At 40.7% G+C, this 21,193-nt stretch carries 17 protein-coding genes; 6 read left to right on the top strand and 11 right to left on the bottom strand.

What is annotated here, in order from left to right:
- Nucleotides 1–375: 375 nt before the first annotated feature.
- A complete protein-coding gene (locus B4N75_RS05380; protein ID WP_296706795.1) occupies nucleotides 376–798 on the bottom strand; it encodes a hypothetical protein in 423 nt (140 codons plus the stop codon).
- Nucleotides 799–968: 170 nt separating this feature from the next.
- Nucleotides 969–1,622 (bottom strand): hypothetical protein, encoded by a 654-nt coding sequence (locus B4N75_RS05375; protein WP_296706794.1) that lies wholly within the window; start codon nucleotides 1,620–1,622, stop codon nucleotides 969–971.
- 524 nt (nucleotides 1,623–2,146) lie between these two features.
- Between B4N75_RS05375 and B4N75_RS05370 the strand changes: the two genes are divergently transcribed.
- Both B4N75_RS05370 and B4N75_RS05365 read left to right on the top strand, forming a co-directional pair.
- Nucleotides 2,147–3,124, top strand: coding sequence for a magnesium transporter CorA family protein (locus tag B4N75_RS05370; protein WP_296024005.1), 978 nt, complete (start codon nucleotides 2,147–2,149; stop codon nucleotides 3,122–3,124).
- 134 nt (nucleotides 3,125–3,258) lie between these two features.
- Entirely contained in the window at nucleotides 3,259–4,347 is a 1,089-nt protein-coding gene (locus B4N75_RS05365; RefSeq protein WP_296667776.1) for a formylglycine-generating enzyme family protein, read from the top strand.
- Here B4N75_RS05365 and B4N75_RS05360 read toward each other — a convergent pair.
- Together B4N75_RS05360 and hisC are read right to left on the bottom strand one after the other, a co-directional pair.
- Complete coding sequence (locus B4N75_RS05360; RefSeq protein WP_296667778.1) at nucleotides 4,344–5,036, bottom strand: metallophosphoesterase family protein; 693 nt, start codon at nucleotides 5,034–5,036, stop codon at nucleotides 4,344–4,346. The genes B4N75_RS05365 and B4N75_RS05360 overlap by 4 nt on opposite strands.
- A gap of 169 nt (nucleotides 5,037–5,205) precedes the next feature.
- Nucleotides 5,206–6,375 (bottom strand): histidinol-phosphate transaminase, encoded by a 1,170-nt coding sequence (gene hisC, locus B4N75_RS05355; RefSeq protein ID WP_296667780.1) that lies wholly within the window; start codon nucleotides 6,373–6,375, stop codon nucleotides 5,206–5,208.
- Nucleotides 6,376–6,626: 251 nt separating this feature from the next.
- Here hisC and B4N75_RS05350 point away from each other — a divergent pair, with 251 nt between their 5' ends.
- Together B4N75_RS05350 and B4N75_RS05345 are read left to right on the top strand one after the other, a co-directional pair.
- A complete protein-coding gene (locus B4N75_RS05350) occupies nucleotides 6,627–8,579 on the top strand; it encodes a hypothetical protein (RefSeq protein WP_296024019.1) in 1,953 nt (650 codons plus the stop codon).
- Nucleotides 8,580–8,846: 267 nt separating this feature from the next.
- Nucleotides 8,847–9,275, top strand: coding sequence for a single-stranded DNA-binding protein (locus B4N75_RS05345; RefSeq protein ID WP_296024023.1), 429 nt, complete (start codon nucleotides 8,847–8,849; stop codon nucleotides 9,273–9,275).
- Between the two features lie 340 nt (nucleotides 9,276–9,615).
- Here the strand turns inward: B4N75_RS05345 and B4N75_RS05340 are convergent, their stop codons facing one another.
- Nucleotides 9,616–11,967, bottom strand: a complete 2,352-nt coding sequence (locus tag B4N75_RS05340; protein ID WP_296667783.1) for a peptidase U32 family protein — start codon at nucleotides 11,965–11,967, stop codon at nucleotides 9,616–9,618.
- Nucleotides 11,968–12,071: 104 nt separating this feature from the next.
- Nucleotides 12,072–13,175 carry a hypothetical protein gene (locus B4N75_RS05335; RefSeq protein ID WP_296706792.1) on the bottom strand — a complete coding sequence of 368 codons (1,104 nt, stop codon included), beginning with the start codon at nucleotides 13,173–13,175 and terminating at the stop codon, nucleotides 12,072–12,074.
- Nucleotides 13,176–13,282: 107 nt separating this feature from the next.
- On the opposite strand from B4N75_RS05335, the gene B4N75_RS05330 reads away from it, so the two are divergent.
- Nucleotides 13,283–13,888: a glucosaminidase domain-containing protein gene (locus tag B4N75_RS05330; RefSeq protein WP_296024031.1), complete on the top strand. Its 606-nt coding sequence runs from the start codon at nucleotides 13,283–13,285 to the stop codon at nucleotides 13,886–13,888.
- A 163-nt stretch (nucleotides 13,889–14,051) separates the two neighbouring features.
- Here the strand turns inward: B4N75_RS05330 and pyrH are convergent, their stop codons facing one another.
- The 5 genes from pyrH to cysS are packed head-to-tail and all read right to left on the bottom strand — an operon-like array spanning nucleotide 14,052 to nucleotide 19,333.
- Nucleotides 14,052–14,750 carry a UMP kinase gene (pyrH, locus tag B4N75_RS05325; protein WP_296024035.1) on the bottom strand — a complete coding sequence of 233 codons (699 nt, stop codon included), beginning with the start codon at nucleotides 14,748–14,750 and terminating at the stop codon, nucleotides 14,052–14,054.
- Between the two features lie 57 nt (nucleotides 14,751–14,807).
- Nucleotides 14,808–16,493 (bottom strand): transglutaminase domain-containing protein, encoded by a 1,686-nt coding sequence (locus B4N75_RS05320; protein ID WP_296024039.1) that lies wholly within the window; start codon nucleotides 16,491–16,493, stop codon nucleotides 14,808–14,810.
- Entirely contained in the window at nucleotides 16,480–17,196 is a 717-nt protein-coding gene (locus B4N75_RS05315) for an anti-sigma factor family protein (protein WP_296667790.1), read from the bottom strand. The genes B4N75_RS05320 and B4N75_RS05315 overlap by 14 nt, the downstream gene beginning before the upstream one ends.
- On the bottom strand, nucleotides 17,177–17,734 hold the full coding sequence (locus tag B4N75_RS05310) for an RNA polymerase sigma factor (RefSeq protein ID WP_288585961.1): 558 nt from the start codon (nucleotides 17,732–17,734) through the stop codon (nucleotides 17,177–17,179). The genes B4N75_RS05315 and B4N75_RS05310 overlap by 20 nt, the downstream gene beginning before the upstream one ends.
- A 54-nt stretch (nucleotides 17,735–17,788) precedes the next feature.
- The gene (gene cysS / locus B4N75_RS05305; RefSeq protein WP_296693646.1) at nucleotides 17,789–19,333 is read right to left on the bottom strand and encodes a cysteine--tRNA ligase; all 1,545 of its coding nucleotides are present in this window, start codon (nucleotides 19,331–19,333) and stop codon (nucleotides 17,789–17,791) included.
- A 333-nt stretch (nucleotides 19,334–19,666) separates the two neighbouring features.
- Between cysS and B4N75_RS05300 the strand changes: the two genes are divergently transcribed.
- Nucleotides 19,667–20,764, top strand: a complete 1,098-nt coding sequence (locus B4N75_RS05300; protein WP_296693641.1) for a UDP-N-acetylmuramate dehydrogenase — start codon at nucleotides 19,667–19,669, stop codon at nucleotides 20,762–20,764.
- Nucleotides 20,765–21,193 lie beyond the last annotated feature (429 nt).

The raw sequence follows: 21,193 nt of genomic DNA, 5'->3' as shown, positions 1-21,193 counted from the left end.
TTCCGCCCCGGCCTTCTTTCGCAGGGCCGCCTTCCGCGGCCCCGCCGGCATTTCGTTTTTGTACTCGAAAAACTTCTCCGCCGGGCGGAAATTTTCCATCCCCGCCCTGCTGTCTTGTCTTTCCTTTTCCTTCACTGATTTTTCTTTTCAAAGAACCCGCACCGGCCGTCCTTGACGGCGGTGAAAATGATGTTAACACAAGTCCGACGGCTTTGTCAAGCGCTTCTGTTAATTTTTTTTATTTTTTTTCTGAGGCTTTTTTGCCTGCCCTTGCGGGAGACCGCCGCCTCAGCGCGGCGTGAGAAAGAATATATCATTCATGTCTGTCTTGTGTCAAGCGCTCTTTTTGATTTTTTTTCTCTTTTTTTTGATTTTTTAACGATACTCGGAATATGCTCCTGTTAAATCTTTCCAGCAAGTTTTATCGATAAAAAACACCCGCCGTAAATAAAGGTTTTCGATATAAAAAGCATCTTCCGTTTCTTCTATGAAGTTGAAATCTAAAACGACTTTTATCTTTTTTGATTGCGCTGGCTCGATTTCTTCCATAATTTGAAATAAAAATTCTTCGGCATATTCGTAAGAATCAATCTGCTCTTGAGTACAGACCAAAAACGAAATTTCAACAGATGATATTGTTTTTGAAGAAAGATTTTCAATCTTAAAAAAGGCAATTTTATTTTCCGGAGTTTTTTCTATATTGTAATCAAGAAATCTGTATGGACTTTTTGCATACAAAAACATACAAGAAAAAAGAAATATAAAATTCATAAGAAATGCCTGTTGTAATTTTTTCATAAATTCCCCTTGCAAAAACTCCGCGTTAGTGGCGAGCACGGAGCGAGAATCACAGTTTGCGAAAGCGAACAAACTGCGGTAATAAAAATCGTCAAGGACGACGAGATATAAAAAACTTTGTGCTTTATGAGATAAAAAACTTCACAGATATATTTTTATCTCGCTTTTCTTTAAAGATTTTGTGCGGTTTCTTTTGGAAAATCGTTTCGTATAAAAGGCGAATAATTTTCTTCTGGAATAAAATCCGAAAAAAACGGCAATAAAAAAGATCTTGAATAGAAAATTTTTGAATAAGAACAAAAAAGCGAGAGCAAAGACGACGAAGCAACAATTCCTTTTTCAAAACCAATTGTTATAAAAAATCCGTTTCCTTTTGGAATGATAGAAAGCGAATCTGCATGCCAAAATGCAATATTTTCGCAATACTCGCAGGATTTTAAAGTCTGCCGGAAAGTTGGGCCGCTTATAAAAAATTTTAGAATCTGGGAATTCTGTTCTGAAAAATCAAATTGAATTTTTGCACCAGAAGTTTCAAGCACATTTTGAAGCAGAGATTTAAATTCTTTTTGAGAAAAAGAATCTTCGTAAAAACTTGTAAACTCGTTTTTAACCTGAAAACTTGCCGCAAAAGTCTGCGATTTTGAAGAATAAGAAACAGAACAAGCCTTATCGAAAATAATTTCGTCCGGGCGGCAACCATAAAACGAAAAAGAGCAGATACCGTTTTTCCAGCAAAACGATTCAATTTTCCCATTTTTTTCGTAAACACGCTGCAATATTAAGTCCGAAATTTCTGTAACTGACGGATAAGTTAAATTTTTCATTTTAATCTCCCATAAAAAGTCAAGATTAAAACTTCAGTTTTAGAATTGACTTTTTAAGCTGTTTCGCAACGAAAGCGAGAAACAAAAGATGATAAGAAAGTTTGCAACGCAAACTTGTGAATAAAAGCTTTGACGCTATCTCAGACAAAGTTTTTATTCACACTCTCCTTATTAAACTCCGCGTTAGCGGCGAGCCACGGATGGCGAGAATTACAGTTTTCGCAAGCAACGCTTGGACAAACTGTGGCTTTTACCATGCCTTCTCATATTTAATTGTCTCTAAACATTAAAAAACGACAATTTTTTTTGAAGAAAAACAAAAAAAATGGACAAGGGGGCGTAATGGCGTGCAAAGCACGTTGCAAAACGAAGTTTTGCAATGGAACCATGAAGCACCCGGTTTTTGCGAAGCAAAAATGGCCCCGCTAAAAATTAGTTTTCTGTAAATTATCTGCTTAAAAAAATGCGAAAGTTGCCCGATTGTTAAGATTCGTGCTAAAATCGTTTGATTTGGTTTTAAGAAAATGATTAGTTATTGGCAGCAAGAAAACGGAATTTTTGTAAAAAAAGACAGAAACGAATTAAATCAAGATGAAAGGGTTTGGGTTGACGCAAGAAACGTAAATTCAAAAGAAATTTCGATTCTTGAAAAAACTTACAATCTCGACCATGACCATGTTATTGACTCTCTCGACCCGGACGAATTGCCGCGCATTGAGCAAGGCGAAGGCTATGTGCTTACAATTATGAGGCTGCCAGTTTACTTGCCGAATTCTGAAGTCCGTTACCATACCGCTCCGATGGGCGCAATTATTTTTCAGAACACGATTATAACTCTCTGCTGGACTGACTGCGAAGTTTTGAAGGATTTGAGCGCAAACAGGATTAAAGACCTGAACATTGCTGATTTTCCAGCGTTTATTACGAGAATTTTGAGCCGCGCGGATACGATGTTTTTGCGATATTTGAAAGAAATTAACAGAAGCACAAATTCGATCCAGCAGGAATTGCAGGAATCAATCGAAAACAATGAGCTTATTCAGCTTTTCAACCTCGAAAAATCGCTCATGTACTTTACGAGTTCGCTAAAAAGCAATCAGCTTTTGCTTGAAAAAATACGAAAAACTAAAATTATAAAATTTGATGAAGAAGATCAGGATTGGCTTGATGACGTTGAAATTGACAACAGGCAGGCGATGGAAATGGCAAACACTTATTCGCAGACAATCACCGGAACAATGGATGCTTTTGCGTCTGTAATTTCAAACAATATGAATGCGGCGATGAAGCAGCTGACGGTTTTTTCGATTGCACTTATGCTGATTTCGTTTATTACAAGCTTTTGGGGAATGAATATAAGGCTTCCGTGGAGCAAAAGCGACAGCTGGACAGGTTTTATTGTACTATGCATAAGCTGTTTTGTAATAGCAACGAGTTCTTTTATTCTGATAAATTTTATGTCAAAAATAAAAAAGAAAATACGGCATTGGAAAAATAAATAGTTTCGGCTTAAATGACTTTTGCTGAAAAAAAAACGTTGTGGCAGGGGAAAAATCCCACCACCACCATCAAAAAACTGCAATATTTCTCAAAAAACAGACAGAATAGGCCGAAAATAAAAATTGAGAGAAAAAATATGAAAAAATCAATTTGTGTAAAAAATATTTTTGCTGTTTTTTTGCTGGCTTTTTTTACAGGACTTGGATTTTGCGAAGAAGCCGATTATGCGGAAAATGAAGCGTTAAAAACAAAAGAGACTGCTCTTTCCGAAAATGAAGAACCGGAGAAAAATTTGGACGAAGAAGAGTTTTCGTTTGCAGATCTCGACATGGTTGAACTAGGTCCAAAAGACGGCGAAATGTATGACGTCTACGTGATTGGCGACGGAAGCCAGTCTTTTACAGAAAAAAGATGGATCACGCCCTTTTTTATAAACCGAACGGAAACAACTTACAGCCTTTGGTATTCGGTCAGGACAACAGCAGAAGAAAAAGGCTATAAATTTTTAAATCCAGGACAGGAAGGAAGCCGTGGAAAACGCGGCGCGCAGCCAACACTCTGGGGAAAATACGAACCTGTCACTATGATAAGCTGGTATGACGCAGCAATCTGGTGCAACGCTTTTTCAGAAATCTACGGCTTGACGCCATGCTACTCGTTTGAAGGCAAAATCTTACGCGATGCAACAGATACGACAAAATTAGATTTGTGTGAATGCAACTGGAACGCTGACGGTTTTAGGCTTCCCGCAGAAGAAGAATGGGAATATGCCGCAAGAAAAACAAAAGCAGGTTTTCAGGGAGGCGACATTTTGAGCGGACAAATCGATGAAAACGGTAAAACCGACCTTTCTGTTTTAGAAGACGAAGTCGCCTGGACAGCAAACAACGCTTCGTTTACACATACAGTCGGAACAGCAGGAACTCCGTTTGAAACAAGAGCAAAACCAAAACCTGGAAGCGGAAATCCAAATGGAGCAGGAATTTTTGATATGAGCGGAAATGTTCTAGAATTTGTCTGGGATTGGTTTGGAAATTACAAATCGGTTGAGGCAGGCACAAGGGCGACAGGTCCGGATGCAGGAAGCCAAAGAGTAAGCAGAGGCGGAAGCTGGTCGCTTTACACCCCGTTTAATTGCGCCGGCGACCGTTACAGTTTTGACCCGAACGAAGTTTACGATTACTTCGGCTTCCGTCTTGCACAATCAAAAAATAACACTTTCTAAAGGCTGCACAATTCTGCCGACTTTACAACCCATTTTCCGGCTGTTTTCTTAAGTTCGGCAAGCGCATACTTTCCTTCCATAAGTGCGCCGGGATTTATGACGGTAGACTCTCCTATCTTGTCAATTCCTGCGCTTTCGTGAATATGCCCTGTCACAACAAGAACAGGCTGCACGTTTTCGATAAACTCGCGCAGTTTTTGGCTTCCTACGTGAATACCTCCCGGAATAACATCCGTTTTTGTGTCTTTAGGCGGATTATGCATAATCAAAACAAGGCTGCTGCATTTTCCGTCGTCATCAGCAATTTGAGAAAGAGAATTTTTTATTACATCAAAATCCTGAACAAGTTCATCTTCTGTGCGTTCAAACGGAGTATCACCGCTAAATTTTGAACCTCCGCCGCTACCGGCTATTACAAGTCCGTCCTTAAAAACCATGCTTTTTTGAACGCAAATATCCGCGTCTTCAATTTCAGAAATAAAATCCGGCTCGTCGCAGTTGCCGAGAACTGCAAAAATCGAGCCGCTGTTTTTTAAAAGCGCTTCGAGCGCAGGTTTTCCAGTTTCTGGACAGTTAAATTTTGCAAAATCGCCGCCAAAAAAAACAAGATCTGCATTTTTTGCCTGTTCAGAAAGTTTTTCAATATTTTCGACATTTCCATGTACATCAGAAATTATTAAAATCTTCATTTTTATCTCCTTTAAAAAATTACACGGAAGTAATTTTTATCTTATCTTCTTATAAATAAAACTCTGCGTTAGCGGCGAGCCACGGATGGCGAGAATCACAGTTTGCGAAAGCAACGCTTGAGCAAACTGTAATGATAAAATTACAAGGATGTAATTTTATCATGCCTCCTTAAATATTTTCCATTACGGCGCAAAGAGTCTTCATCTGCTCGTGAGTTCCGATTGTAATTCTCAAAAAATCTTCAATTCCCGGCGTGTTAAAATGCCGGACTAAAATTCCTTCCTGTTTGATTTTTTTGTACGCATCTTCGCCCGAAATGCCGTCTTTTTTACAAAAAACAAAATTCGTCTGGCTGTCGAGGACAAACCAGCCGAGCGCTCTCAAAAAGTCGATAAATTCATCTCTCTCAAAAGCAACACTTTTTGCACATTCAGCATAATAGCCAGTGTCGCGGCAAGCAGCAATTCCAGCCTGCTGAGCCATAAAATCAACAGGAAAATGATTGAGCGAATTTTTTACAGTCGTAATATAATTTACAAGTTCTGGGCTTGAGACAACATAGCCAAGCCTCAAACCGGCGCCGCAAAGCGATTTTGAAAAAGTCCGTACGATTACAAGATTGTCAAATTCAGCAAGAAGAGGAATGCAGCTTTCACCGCCAAAATCCACATACGCCTCGTCAACGACAAAAATTCTGTCTTTTGGAGCAGATTTTATCATTTCACGAACTTCACTGCGAGAAAGTCCAAGAGAAGTTGGAGCGTTCGGATTTGCAAAAATAATCGAAGAATCATTTTCGTTTGCAGCTTCGAGCATTTTTTCTTTACTCAAAGTCCAGTCGCCGTTGAGCGGGATTTTTTTAAGCGGAATATTGTAAAAGCCGCCATAAACCGGATAAAAAGAATAAGTGTGCTCCGGCAAAACAAGCTTGCGGTCGCTGTCAAAAAAAGCATAAAAAACAAAGCTCAAGACTTCGTCAGAACCGTTTCCTGCATAAATCATATCAGGCGTAACAGTAAAAGGAATTTTATCAGCCGGACAAGGTTCAACTTTCGCACCGCTTCCATTTTTCTTGCCGCCACAAACCTTTGCATGGGCCAAAACTCCGCCGCAATCGTTGAGCATCGAAGCAATCGCCATTTTTAATTCGTTGGAATCCGGATCCGGATAAAGCGCCATTTTTTTCGCATATTTTTTCGCCGCCTTTTCAACAGCCTTTGCAACAAGCGGACTTGGCGGATAAGGATTTTCGTTTGCATTGAGTTTTATGTAATTTCTGTCCTTTGGCTGTTCACCAGGAACATAAGGATGCAGATTTTTCATTCTTTCAGCAATCATTTTAATCTCCACAAAATCGTCAGATTTAAAAGTTGACTTTTATTTTATGCTCAAAAAACTTTTGTTTCAATTAAAAATCAAAAAATGTAAAAAACTGGGGGCATCGTGCAAAGCACGACCGGGTCCTTGCGTTATAAAATTGCCCTGCAATTTTTCCGTTCAGCCGCGCTTGCGCGCGTCCGAACCGCTTACGCGGCTAACGGCCCCTTGCCCGCAATGACAAAACCAAAATTAATTGATAGAATATTTCTATGGCTACTACTACTTCAATTATTGTCCTGCTAAAATTTTTTGCAGGCCGGCAGAACAATGCCGCTATAGACTTCGGGGAGTTTACAGAATATTTAAAACGCTACTCAGAGCATCACCTTGAAGAGCAGCCTTCCCTTGTAAATTACATGACAGACACTGCAAACGTTCTTTTAAAAGAGCTCGAAAAACTGTCTGCAAACCATCAGGTTTTAATTTTATCTCCTACTGCCGAAAAAAAAATCATCATCGTAATCGCTTTTTTTATCGAAAAATTTTCACAGCGCTACAAAGAAATTTTGGCTCAGCCAATGACGCCATTTCCTCAGGAATCTGACATTCCAAAAAAAATTCCGTCGGAAATTATCACGCGCAGAACCGGAGCAGAACTTCTAAACGAACTTTTGACAAAAGAAACACTTTCTGACAAATATCTGTACGGACTTACAATGCCTCACGATATGCCGTCAATTCTTCTTCCTTCGCTGGTTTCTGTTCACACTCTTGCAGAATGTGCTGTTCAAAAATTGCGCACAATGCTTGCAAAAGAAGAACATCACGATTATTTTATAAAAAAATTGACGGTTTCTAATCCAGGAAAAGAAATGACCGCCAAAAATATATTTAACAAATTCGTTCAAAGTATAGATGCCTTGACAATGTTCAAGGAACCAGAAGATTCTTTCTATTTTTTGACGCAGCTTCTGTTTTTTATCCGCCAGGATTACGAAAAAGTAAAGGATTACACGGCAGAAGATGTTGGAATTCTGCATGCAGTTTATATTCTCGAAATCATAGCAAACTACTACAAAACACGCGCTCAGGAAAATTCAAAAAAGGAAACTGCATTCAAAAATCTTGAGCAGCAACTTTCAAAACCTCCATATTATTTTACGCTCGGAACAATTGCAAAATTTACGAGTTCGAGCGGAGTTCCGCTTTTGGGACAATACAGCGAAGAGGAGCTCAAAAATTTTCTTCACACAAAAACGACGGAAAGCCTGTCAAATGATTTGCCTGAAATTCTTGTATTTAAAACTGAGCTCGATAAACAGCCGTATTTTATCTACAAAAATAAAGTTATGCCGTTGATTATGAGACTTTGCACAGACGCGCGCGCGACAATCAGAGAAACAATCCGCAAAAACTGGTTTAAAGTCCTTAAGGATTTTGATGATTTACCTGAAATGAAAGACCAGAAAGCATTTGAAAAACGGCTCGAAAAAGAAGTTTCCGTGCAGTCGCCTGTTTTGTACGCGCTCTTAACATCTTCATTTTTGCCGCTTATAAATTACGAAGTAAACATGCAGCAGGACGAATCCGGACTTGAAGGCGGAAGAATTTCGCTTTTTGAAAACGGAAGGCTTATTCCTTATTCTGAAATTTTATTGATGAACAGACAGGAACTTTTAACCGACACAAAAATTCTCCTTCCTGTCTGGTACACAATTCCTGTTGTTTCGTGGATTATGAGACTGATAATGCGTCCGCCAAAATCAAAAAAACAAAAAACAGAAAAAACTTCTGCGCAGCTTTATCGAGAACAGGAAGCGGAAAATAGCAAACATGATAAAATGGAAATGGCTCTTTCAAAAAAATCAATGGTTTCGAGAAAAGTTGCTCTCAGAGAATCTGCCCGTAAACTGGAAGAAGAACTAGTTCCGTCAAGCTCAACATTAGACAGAGAACTTCATTCTTATGAGCGCACGTGGAACAAACTTATTGGAAAAGCAACCCACAATAATCTGACCGAAGACGTAAATTCTTTGATTAGAGATTATCTGCGAAAAGTTTTGAGGCATATAAGCTCCGAAGGATTTAACAGAGAGCGGATTGAAAATCTTGCAGACACATTGGCAAAAACACCGGCTTTGCAGAAAATTGGCGAAACCGATGCAATGCTTATGTATATTCAGCTTTATATTGTTAAGCTCGTAAAAAATCTTCCGGCATAGTTTTTAAGTTTATTGAAATTTTAAAGCCGGAATTTGCGGCAGGGATGGTAGTGGACGCAAAGCGTGTGCAAAGCACCGGCAGCCACGGACAGCCCGATTTTTACACAGCAAAGCGGAGTAAAAAGCCGCCCAATAAAAAAACTAAAAAAAAATTATAATTTTCTCAAAAAAATGTGTAAATGTTGACATTCATTGCAAATATATAAGTGTACACAGTTTTGGGTTTTGCCCATGCCGGCCGGAAACACTTTTTTACAGGAGATTCTTATGAATGCAATGAATCAGATTATTATTGAAGGCAACATTGTTCGTGCGCCAACTCACAAAGAAACACCGAGAGGAACAAAAGTAACAAGCGTTCCGATTGCCGTAAATCATTTTTACAAAGACAGTTCTGGCAAAGATGTCGATGAGGTCGGTTTTTACGAAGTAGAAACCTGGGGCGAAAAATTCAGCGCGCTTATGGCAAAATACGCTTTGCAAGGGCGCGGAGTGCGGATTGTCGGGCGCTTGAAGCAAGACCGGTGGAAAGATGAAAACGGCAAAAACCACTCGAAAGTTTTTATTGTGGCGGAACACGTTGATTTTAAGCCGATGAAAAAAAGCAATGTAAAATCAGACGAAAATGCCGATGATGAAAAACGAAATCTAGAAATTGCAGCGCAAGGACTTGCTCAAGAAGAAAGTGTTTTTTAACAAAAGCGCCGCGCCGTAAAGTGTAAAGTATGGATTTTTGACCAATTCTTAGAATAAAGGTTGAAAATTTATACGGAACGGAACTGTTCAAAAAAGCTATAAAACTTTTAGAACAGTTCCGTTCATTTTTTTTAGGCAAATTGTTTTTAGATTCAATTTCAAGTTCTAACTTTTACTCATTATCGGGCTTGCCCCGATAATCCGTTGAAAAATTCCAGTAGATTGCCAACCCCGAGTTTTATATGCAAACATCGCGGTGTCAAGCACAGCAATGCAAACCTTTGTTAGGTTTGCAAGCTGTTTTTTTCAAAACTCGACATTCGCCCTTTTAGAAAAAAAATTATCTTTTTCCGTGTCCGCGAGAAGAATATTTAGAAAAAGAATTTGATTTTTTTCTTCTGTCGCCGCCATTTTTTCCATAAACCGATGAAGAATTAAAATTGCTGTTTTTTCTGTTGCCCTTGCCATAGCCGTTAGAACGTCCTGACGAAGCCATTTCTGCTTTTTCAGCGCTCTGTCTTTCGGCGGCTGCTTTGTAGGCTTCCATTTTTTCAGGATTATAAAAACCGTCTTTCCAGTTGAATCTTCCTGTTTCTGGAATCGGCTGAGATTTTATAATGCTGTTTACGACCATTTTGCATTCGGCACGTGTTACTTTTGTGCGGCTAAAGTCAATCAAAATGTGACGGAATCCGTCTTTTTGAAGCTGAGCTGTCTTGTCGGCAATACTGAACGGATTTTCTGGCATTACGACAGTTCCGTCCTGATTTGAAAGAACTTTGAACGGCATCTCTTTTTTGTCCCAAAAGTACATAAAATCGTAACTTTCAGGAAGCCTAAAGCGTATGCGGAAAAGTGCCGGATAAGCATACACCGTAACCATAAGGCGGTCACGAACATTGCGTTCAAAAGTGTTGAGAATATTCTCGCGATTATTTTCAATAGGCGTTATAAAAGCGCCAATATCTTGATTTTCAAGCCAGCTTACAGCCCACCGGTTAAATGTATAAAGATAAGGACCTGCAATAAGATTTACGCCCTTTCCTTTAAGCATTTGAATTTCGGCAAGGTTATTTACTATAAAAGTTTTAAATCCGTCTGCAACGAGCTGAGCAAGAGTTTCCGAGAGATCCTGAGCCGAAGCTTGAGGAACATACGGATTAAGCGAAATTATAATCTGCTTTTTAGAGAATGGAAGTACTGTCTTGTGAGCCAAAAGGTCTATCTGAGTCTCAAAATTGAGTTCAAGAATTACACGAACTGGAGACATGCTCTGAATCTGGAACATATCAGAAATTGTGCTGACTTGAACGTAAGTACCTTCTGGAAAGTAAGAAAGTTCGTTCTTTGCAACAGGCGTTAAATCCAAAACAGGAAGGATTTCATCTCCCGGCTGACTGCGGAAACGGCTTATGTCTTGAGGAAGAACGCGAGGATAATGCTTTGACATAGATTTTGTCTGCAAAAGATAAACTTCATCTTCTCGGCTAAATCCTCTTGGAATATCAATCCAACGTGAACCGTCACTGTCAAATTCAACTGAGCGAATCTTGTGGCTTACACGCCCAGAATCGTCCTTTTTGTGGAGCCGAATTGAATCGCCCGGATCCGGATCGTAACTTCCACCGGCAAGCTGAGCCATAACAATCTGCCAGTCTTCAAAATCGGCATTTGGACCTGCGGCAAGACGCGCCTTTTCCTTTGCTTCGTCACTTGCAGCACGAATTTTCGAAATACGTCCAAGATAAATTCCTGTTCCTCCGGCCTGGTTTGGATTCAAGATTGCGTTGCCGGCTTTTTCAACACCTTCTTCGTTAGTTTTAAAGTTGTACCAGTAAGTTGTTTTTGAACGGGCAAAGTCTGTGCTCAACATTCGTTTTGCAGCGGCAACAGCACCTTTTCTATCTTCCTGATAATGATCCATAAGATAACGATATGCGGCGGTTACAGCGCCAACATATTCAGCGCTTTTCATTCGTCCTTCAATTTTGAAAGACTCAATGCCTATATCCATAAGATCTGGAATTTTTTCAATTAACTGAAGGTCGCCAGGAGAAAAATAATATCCCTGTTTTTGACCAGAAGCTGTCTCGGCAGTGTAAAAACGACGGCAGGCTTGAGTGCACATTCCGCGGTTTGCAGATTTTCCACCGAGAAAACTTGAAAAGAGACAGAGTCCGCTTTCACTTACGCACAAAGCACCGTGAACAAACATCTCGATTTCGCAAGTTGTATTCTGCTTAATTTGGCGGACTTCTTCGAGACCAAGTTCGCGTGCAACAACGACGCGAGAAAGCCCGGCATTTTGCAGCAAATTTACACCGTCTGCGCTTTCAACGTTGATTTGAGTTGAACCATGCAGCTCGAGATTTGGGAAGAACTCCTGGCACATTCTTAAAACACCATAATCCTGAACTATAAGACCGTCTGGACCAATTTTGTTGAGATAACTTAAAAAACGGTAAAGTCTTTCTGTTTCTTCTTCCTGACTGACAGTATTTACAGTCACGTAAATTTTTTTGCCTTGACGATGAAGAGAATTTACAGTTGCTTCAAACTGATTCCACGCAAAATTTGAAGAACGAAGACGGGCATTAAAACTCTTAAGCCCAAGATATACAGCATCTGCTCCTTCACCAATTGCGGCGTCAAGAGCTTCAATATTTCCTGCTGGAGCTAATAATTCTGACATACCGCAATAGTAGCACAATTTTTAATTTTTTGTCACGAGAAGAGAATTTTTGTAAAGAATTTTATTCTGCTAAAAAAAATTCATCTTCGTTTTTGTTATTTCGTTCACTTAGTTTTTTCATATTTTTTTTCGCTGTTTTTTGCTCCGGGAGTTGCGCCTTCCACTAGCGACCAGTCATCAGTTCCGGTTTCTATTACTGTTTGAGAGCCAATGTCATTTTCAGGCGAATATTCTTCTGTCAGTTTTTCAATATTCATTCTGCACATTGTCCTTGTAAGACTGATTCCATCGGCTATTACGGAATTTTTTGGTTCATATCCGTCTTTCCAAATTCCGCTTTCGTAGGCTTCGAGCGCCAAAGATTTTTGTCCGGCATAGTACCACGATTGTTTTCCTGTGGCACTGAATAAAACTGCATCTTGCAGTATATTACGGCAACTGTCACGAATTACAATTATATCGCTGTCGCTTATACGGCTTTCTTTTCCTTCAACCCATAAATCACGCGAATTTGAACTGTCAGTTCCTGTGCTCAAAGAAAGATTTTCTCCCAGCTCGTCGATGCACTCGCCCTCGTCTAACGTCCTAAAATGAACTACAATATATTCACCTTTTTTTACGTTGATGTCAGGAAAAACATATTTTTTACTTTCGCCGTCGCTTCCTGTAACAATTTCAAGCCCGGCCGTACTTCCATCTTTTAGAACATAAACTTCGACAAATTCGCATTTTTTTAACATTCCTTTGCTCGTACTGTGTTTTGAACGGATTTCTGACAGAACAAGTCTTGCCGGTTTTTCGTTAAATCCTGTAAAAGGCAAGCTGAATGTTAGCTCGTTTCCGGCACTGTCCTTTATTGAACCGCTAAAAATATAATTCATTCCGACCTCAGTCGGCTCTTTTAGCAAGAAATTTATTCTTTTTCCGTCATCAAAATACTGAGCATCAGTGTTTCCTTCAATATATTCTCCAGCATCCGATTTTATCTGAACATTTTGAACCAAAACTTTTTCTGAACAAACCATGACAAGACTCGAACTGTCTTCTACAAAAAAAGAAAGAATTTTTGGAACTGACATTTCTGCCGAGATTATTTCTATTCCTTCTTCTGTAACACGGCACGACAGCGGAAAACAGGCAACAAAAACAGTCAATGAACTAAGAAATAAAACTGTCAAAACCATTCTAAAAAAGTGCTTTAAATTCATTTTTCCTCCAAATTTTTGCTTTTACTATATATATGGCTCTGAAAATTAACTTTTACACATTTTTTTTGAGTTTTTCAGGATTTTTTAATTTTTTCCGATACTTGAATATGTTCAAACGTAAAATTTCTAAGTTTCTTTTTTTGGGAATCACATCCCTTTTCTTTTCAGCCGTATTTTTTTCATGTATTTCTCCAGGCATAAAAGAAGAAAAATCCTGCTCGAGAAAATTGCTTGCAGACGGAATTAAAAATGAGAATCAGCTTGCTGAATTTTTTCTTTCGGAAAATCCAAATATTTCTCTGCAAAAAGTAAAAAGCCTTGCAAAAGATTATATTCAGGAAGCAAAAACTGAAGGAATTAACAGCGACGTTGCCTTTGTGCAGATGTGCCTTGAAACAGGATTTTTAAAATTTGGGAATCTTGTAAAAAGTGATTGGCACAATTACTGCGGTTTAGGAGCAATTAATTCTTCTAAGCCAGGAGAAAAATTTCCAGACCAGCAAACAGGAGTGCGCGCCCATATTCAGCATTTGCAGGCTTATGCAACGACAGAAGACGTAAAACTAAAAAAAACGCTTGTAGATCCTCGATACAACTGGGTTCACAAGACAAAACTTGCATATTCGGTATTTGACCTTGCAGGAACATGGGCAGCTGACAAAAACTATGGAACAAAACTGGACGCTCTCTTAGCAAAACTGGAACAGTTTTAATGCGAAAAAACGCATCTTGCGCCGGACACGGCGGGCTTTAGTTGACGGCTGTGCCGGCAATGAGCGTTAGCGAACCCAAAGCGGCCGGTTATAAAGAATTGCAGAACGCAGACAAAAAAAAAGCGGCATTTTTACGAAAAATGTCGCCCCTATTTTTTGATTTTTATCCGCGGATTGTTGTTCCAACGTAATTTTTATCTTCGAGAATCGCCTTTATGTTCTCAAGATTTTTTCCGCCGGCGCAAATTACTGTAAGACCAAGCGACTGCGCTTTTTTTGAAGCAATCGGGTCAAACGGACAGTTTTTGCCTGGAGTCCACTCGTCGCCGACAATTTTTCTAAAATCTGCCCATGAAATCTCGTCGATTGGAGTTGCGTCCGGATTTTTGCGCGGGTCGTCTGTGTAGACTTTTTCGATATTGCTTAAATTTACGACCGTCTTTGCGCCGAATTTTTCTGCAAGAAGAACTGCATCGTTGTCGGTTGAAAAACCTGGCTTCCATCCTGCCGCAAGCAAAACTGAACCTGTAAATTCTTTTGCTACAGTCGGATCGGTTACAACTGATTCTCGGCACAAATCGCCAAAGCTTGCCTTTACAAACTGCGCATTGAGCCTTGTTGCCATAATTCCAATCCAGTCAGCCGCTTCTGTTGAATTGTCAGGAGAAGTTTCTGTTACTGCGCGGAATGCATTTTGATAAATTCGTGCCGGTCCGCCACCGCCGACTACAAAAATAAGCTTATCTTCTTTGTGTTCCGCAAGATACTGTTTAATGAGCGAAACAAATTTTTTTACGAATTCAACATCAGGTCCTTCAGGAGCTACAATCGAGCCTCCAACCGACAAAACTTTTACAGACATTTTGTCCTCCACAATTTTTTATAAAATCTCTAAAAACAAAGATTTTTAAAGATGCTCTTAATATACTCCGGCAATTACCGGTTCATTCCACAGAGAACTATAATTTACAGTTCCTGCAGAAGATTCTTCCCAAATTGACTGAACGGCGAAAGTTCTATCGCGGCTTACACTGTGTCCGCCAGAAAGTGTCGGCTTAACTTCGTTGTATCCGCGTGAAAAAATAATATGCTGGCTGTCGATATTGCCAAAATAGAAAGTCTTAGGATCTTCAACATTTTTGAACGATTTGTATTCAAGCCCAGAACCAAGAGCAATATCGACCGGAACCCAGCCAAAATTTTCTATGTAAAATTCGCTCCACCAGTGCGAAAAAGCCTGCATTTCAGAATCAACAAGAATTCCTGCAACAGGAAGACATGGAATTTTCAAGGCGCGCAAAAGCGTCGTGTAGACAATTGCAAAATCATAAGAATCGCCTTTTTTGTCTTCGAGCAAGTCTTTTACATCTGAGCCTGATTTTCTGAGTTTTTTTGTAACCGCAAAATTTTCAAGCATATATTCGTAAATCATTTTTGCCTGAAAATACGGATTAGTTTCTTTTTTGACGATTTTTTTTGCAAGGCCGGCAAAATCTTCATCTTCCGAAGCAATAACTTCATCCGGTTTTGTAAATGCCGTGTAAAGAACGCGAGATTTTGCTGCAAAAGGTTTTACATTTTTTGCGTTAACCTTGGTTTGAACCGCGTAATCTTCAACAACAAAACTATGAGTAAAAGTAATTTTTTTTGAAGATGCCTTAGAAAGTTCTGTTTGATGAATTACCGTGTTCTGATAATTTTCAAAAACCGGCTCAGGAGTACATTCCGTCATCTGAACAAAAGGCTGCCGTGAGTTTTTTACAGGCCGCGGAACGTGCAGAGAAATAGTCGTATTTGATTTTGAATTTATGTCGTCTATATCTGTGTTTAAGTGAATTAAGTATGTTTTTTTGTCAGAATATTTTTTGGTTCCGAGCGTAGATTTTAAATTTAAGCCTGCATAATTGCTAGTTCCTTTTTCTGTCTGAACGTAAATATTTCCACTGGCAGCGCCGTTTGGAACTCTTACGTGAATTTCGCTGTCGCTCCAATATTCGTAATCGTAATCTTCGCCAGCAGCTTCGATAAAGGCAATATCATCGGAAGAGGTTGAATTTTCCGGTAAATTTGCCGTAAAGAAAATTTTTGAATTGCTGCGGACTGTTCCAAAATTTGTTCCGCTCAAAACAATCAGCTGCCCTACAAAAGCGGATTCTGGAGAAACTGAAGAAATTACAGGCATTATTGTTTTTGTATCTGGCGGAACTTCAACAGGGATTCCTGCTTCATTTGCAAAAAATCCAGGTTTTGACTGCCCTGCTTTTGTTGAAACAATTACAAGCCCATCTTGAACATTTGACGGTAAAACGAGCTTTATGTGCTCGTCTGTCCATTCAAGAAAACCAGAAGCCGTAATTCTTGAACCGCCGACTTCTACAAAGTCAGAAGATTTTTTTAAGCTGCCGAAATTTCGCCCCGCAATTACCATAACATCGCCAGGAGAACCTACAGACGGAGTTATAGAATCAATTTGCGGTATTTTTCTAGCCTGATATGTTACAACAGAAACAAAAACAAGAACAAAAAAAATTGCAAAAATTATCGAACAAGTTCTGAATAAAGGATATTTTCTAAAAAGAACTGAAAACTTTTCAGCGATTTTCAATTTTTTCTGCCTTCCTCATTGGAATAGTGTACATACGTGGAACTTCTATTCTAACAGAGACGGACGAATTGTTAAAGTCCGGGCGAAAAACATCAATATCGTCAAAACTGTCGTTCAAATTAGAAGCAAGGCTAGTAGCCGAAACAACCTTTTGGTTTGGATTGAGAACCGGTGAATCGGAGTTTTCTTCTTTTGCTTCTATTTTTTCTTCAACCTGTTTGGCAGAACTAAGAGCCGTAGAAATTTTTAAGCTGTCCAAATTTCCATCAACTACGACCCTGCTTTCCTGGATCGGCTTTATCTGAGTCCGGGCAATGGCAGTAAGCTCTTTCTGTTCTTTTGAATTTGATTTTAAACTGAGAGGAGTTACAATAACCGCGAAAACCGCAGCGACGGCCGCAAAACCGCTCGCCCACTTTATGTATGGCCGAACAATGTATGATTTTTCGCAGCGCTCAGTTGTTTTCTTAAAACGCATCTTTGTCTGGAGGCGCTCAAAGCTCTGCTCAAGATAAGTCTGGTCAAGTCTTACAGAAAGAGCATCTTCTCTAAAAGGAACAGAAACCTTTCTGAGTTTTTCGAGCTCGGCCTTACATTTTTCACAGCCTGCAACATGGTTTTCATATTCCTTTAAAAATTCTTCCGGGAGTTCGCCATCGAGATAAATTGAATGAAGATCTTTTTCAGGACAAGTAGACATCATCGCCTCCAATGAGTTTTTCCAGTTGTTCTCGGGCACGGAACATGCGAATTTTTACATTTCCTTCCGTAATTCCCAAAACTTTTCCGATTTCTTTATAATTTAAATCTCCGTATTCACGAAGAATAATCACTTCTTTTAATGTTTTAGGCAGTTTTTCTAAAGCAGCAAGCGCAATTTTTTGAGTTTCCTGCCTTAACAAATCTGTTTCGCCGGAAGTCTGTTGACGTCTGTCTTCGTAAAGTGCCTTTTGATAAGCAGTTCTTTCTCTTTTTTTGCGGAGCGCATAATTCAGCGAAGCATTTTTTACTACTCTTATAAGCCAGAATTTTGCATCGTTCATTGTAGGAAACGACATTTTTTTTTCGCTGGCCTTTATGTAAGAGTCGTGAACAATGTCTTCCGCTGCATCTTCATCATTTACAATACGCCACGAAACCTTAAAGAGAAGAATCATAGTTTCATTGTAAATGCGGCGAAAATCCGCGGAGTTTGCAGCATTCAACGGTTTTTCACTGGCTTCCACATTATTAGAAATCATCTTTGCCTCAAAAAGTTACAGAAAAAATAAGAAAAATCTTATTTTCAATTTATTTTAATTTCGTTTCCAGGTTGGTCCCTGTGCAGTGTCTATAATCGTAATTCCGCGGGCTGCAAGGTCATTACGAATTTGGTCGGCTTTTGCGAAATCCTTCGCTTTTTTTGCCGCTGTACGCTCCTCAACAAGCGCGGTGATTTCCGCCGCTTCCGGGTCGCCTGCGTGGTCATCTGCCTTTGAAGAGATTTCCGTCTGCTTTTCAAGCTCGGCAAACGCGTTTTCAATCACTTTGAGCGAGAGAACTTTGTCCATCGTAAAAATATCGGCAAGGCAGTCAACTGCAGGGCGGCTTTTTCCGTTTGATTCTTTCTGCATTGCGGCCATTGCAACTGGAGTCAAAAGGTCGTTTTCGAGGCCTTCGCGGAACTTTTTAAGATTTTCGCTTTCACCGTCTTTGCGCAGTTTTTCGGCAATAGATGAAAGTTTTTCAGCGTAGTTTTCTTTTGTAAGACCGAGATTTTCCTCGCTGTTCGCTTTTTGAATCAGCTTTGCGACTCTCGCGTTCAATGCCGCGCGTCCGTTTTTTGCTCCGTCCATCGCGTCCCAAGAAAAATAAATCTGCTTGCGGTAGTGTCCGCCCAAAAGGAAGAATCTGTAGTCAAGCGCGTCGTAGCCTTTGTCAAGAAGCGACTGCAGGCGCAGAAAATTTCCAGAAGACTTCGACATCTTGTTTCCGCCCTCGATTACCAGAAATTCATTGTGAAGCCAGTATTTTACCCACGGACCTTCAGCCCTTTCTTCCGGCGTGAAGCTTCCTTCCGACTGCGCAATCTCGTTTGTGTGGTGGACTGGAATGTGGTCAACACCGCCAGTGTGAATGTCGATGTGCTTTCCGAGATATTTCATGCTCATCGCCGAGCACTCGATATGCCAGCCCGGATAGCCTCTCCCCCACGGAGAATCCCAAGTCATCGCCTGGTTTTCAAATTTAGATTTTGTGAACCAAAGCACAAAGTCGCCCGGATTCCGCTTGTTCTCGTCGATAATTGAAACCTTTCTTCTTCCGGCTCCGGCTTTAAGCTCGTCAAGGTTCAAGTTCGCGAGCTTTCCATAGTCAGGATAAGTTGAAATGTCATAGTAAAGATTTCCACCCGCTGTGTAAGTGTGTCCGTTCGCCTCGATTTTCTTGATAAGCTCAATCATATCGGAAATATGCTCGGTCGCCTTGCAGATAACGTCCGGGTGGCGGATATTAAGCGCGTCGATGTCCGCCATAAAAGCGTCAGTGTAGAATTTCGCAACGTCAAGAACGCTCTGGTGCCGCTCCTCGGCAGTCTTAACCATTTTGTCCTCGCCGTCGTCAGCGTCTCCAGTCAAATGTCCAACGTCGGTGATGTTCATAACGTGCTTGATGTCGTAGCCAAGATAGGTCAGAGTTTTGTCGAGAATGTCAAGAAAAACGTATGCGCGCAGGTTTCCTATGTGCGCGTAATTGTAAACTGTCGGGCCGCAGCCGTAAAATCCCACGTATTTTTTATCCGGGTCAACTGGAACAAATTCTTCAATCTTTTTTCCCATTGTGTTGAAAAGTTTAAGCGCCATATTGTTCTCCTTATAAAAAGTCAACGAGAAAATCTCAATTTTCGATTTGACTTTTAAAGCGCATTCGCAAATGAAATTAGAATGCGCAGTTGATGGGGAAGTTTGCAACGCAAACTTTCAAAACTGAAAACTGACACTATTTTTGGCAGTTTTCAGTTTGCTCTCCATATTTTTATGATTTTTTCGGGAGTTCCGGCGCGCTGCGCCGTCGGGCTTTTCGTGGTTCCGCTCTCGCTCCATTGTTTTGGGAAGCGGTTTTTGAAAGCCCTGCCAGCCCCAAAACAACGCGCTGCGCCACTACAATCCCTAACTCGATTTCATTATAATTTTCATATGATTTTAAGCCAATTTTCTCTTCTTTTCAATGATACGAAAAATTTCCGCGGAGAAGCAAAGCAAAACGAAAGCCTTGCAAAGCACTGCACAATGCGCGTCGGCGGCCCCGCAAAACTTTTCATCGAGCCTTTTGACACGGAAAGCCTTGTTTTCGCATTGAAAAGCGCGGAAAAAGCCGGGCTTGACTTTTATCTGCTCGGCGGCGGAAGCAACACGGTTTTTCCGGACGAAGGAATGAATCTTGTAATCTGCACAAGAAAAATCGGCTTGGAAGAGCCGGCAGAGTCGGCTCAGTCGGCTGAGCCGGTCCGCTTGCTGGAAAACAGCGAGGCTTGCGGAGCTAAGCGAATTCTTTGCCCGGCTGGCGCAAGCTGGGGCAGCGTTCTTGGATTCTGCAAAAAAAACAATCTCGGCGGCTTCGAGCCTTTTACAGCGCTGAGCGGAACAGTCGGCGGCGCGGTCTTTATGAACGCAAGCTGCTTTGGACTTGCAACTTCGGACAGGCTTTTAAGCGTAAGATATTTTGACGCTCAAAAAAACGAGATTTTGACTTATAAAACTGAAGAAAAAGACTGGGACTATAAAAAATCGCCTTTCCAGCCTTTAAAAGAAAAGCAAGAAGGGGGCGTTACGGGGGATTTGCCCCCGTTGAAGGGGGTAGCGGAAAACGCGCAGGTTGAGCCTTGCGAGACCGGAGCGGTTGGAGCGAGGGGGACTTTTCCCCCGCATGATAAAAATGAGAAAAAAATAATTCTCTCGGCTGAATTCAAGGTAAAAGACGGTTTTGACGGCGGACTTTCGGAAAATGTGCGGCAAAAACGGGTGTCTATGGGGCATTTTAGGGCGGCGAGCGCGGGTTCGGCTTTTAAGAACGAGCCTGAGAAGGGGATTGTCGCCGGAAAGCTGATTGACGAGTGCGGACTAAAAGGCTTTTCGGCTGGCGGCGCGCAGATTGCTCCTTGGCACGCGAATTTTATAATAAATCCTGACGGAAAGGCGGCTGCGGCGGACATTCGCGCTTTGGTTGAGACGGTGCAAAAAAAAGTTTTTGAGGAAAAAGGCGTTCTTTTAAAGCCTGAAATTATTTTTGCGTGAAAGCGCATTTTGACGAATCAAGAAAAAGCGTTTGGACGGCAATCGTCACCATGACGAATCAAGAAAAAGCATTTGGACGGCGTTCGTCATCATGACGAATAGAGAAAAAGCGCTTGGTCGGCTTTCGTCATCATGACGAATCAAGACAAAGTGTTTGGACGGCAATCGTCATTTTGACGAAGCTCGAAAAAGTGTTTGGACGGCGTTCGTCATCATGACGAAGCGAGAAAAAGCGTTTGAACAGCAATCGTCACCGTGACGAAGCTCGAAAAAGCGTTTGGACGGCAATCGTCATCGTGACGAAGCGAGAAAAAGCGTTTGGACGGCAATCGTCACCGTGACGAAGCTCTAAAAAGCGTTTGGACGGCAATCGTCACCATGACGAAGCGAGAAAAAGCGTTTGAACAGCAATCGTCACCGTGACGAAGC

The organism is Treponema sp. UBA7570, from assembly GCA_002477955.1.
Classification (GTDB): Bacteria; Spirochaetota; Spirochaetia; order Treponematales; family Treponemataceae; genus Treponema_D.
This window is presented reverse-complemented; position numbering and strand designations above follow the sequence as displayed.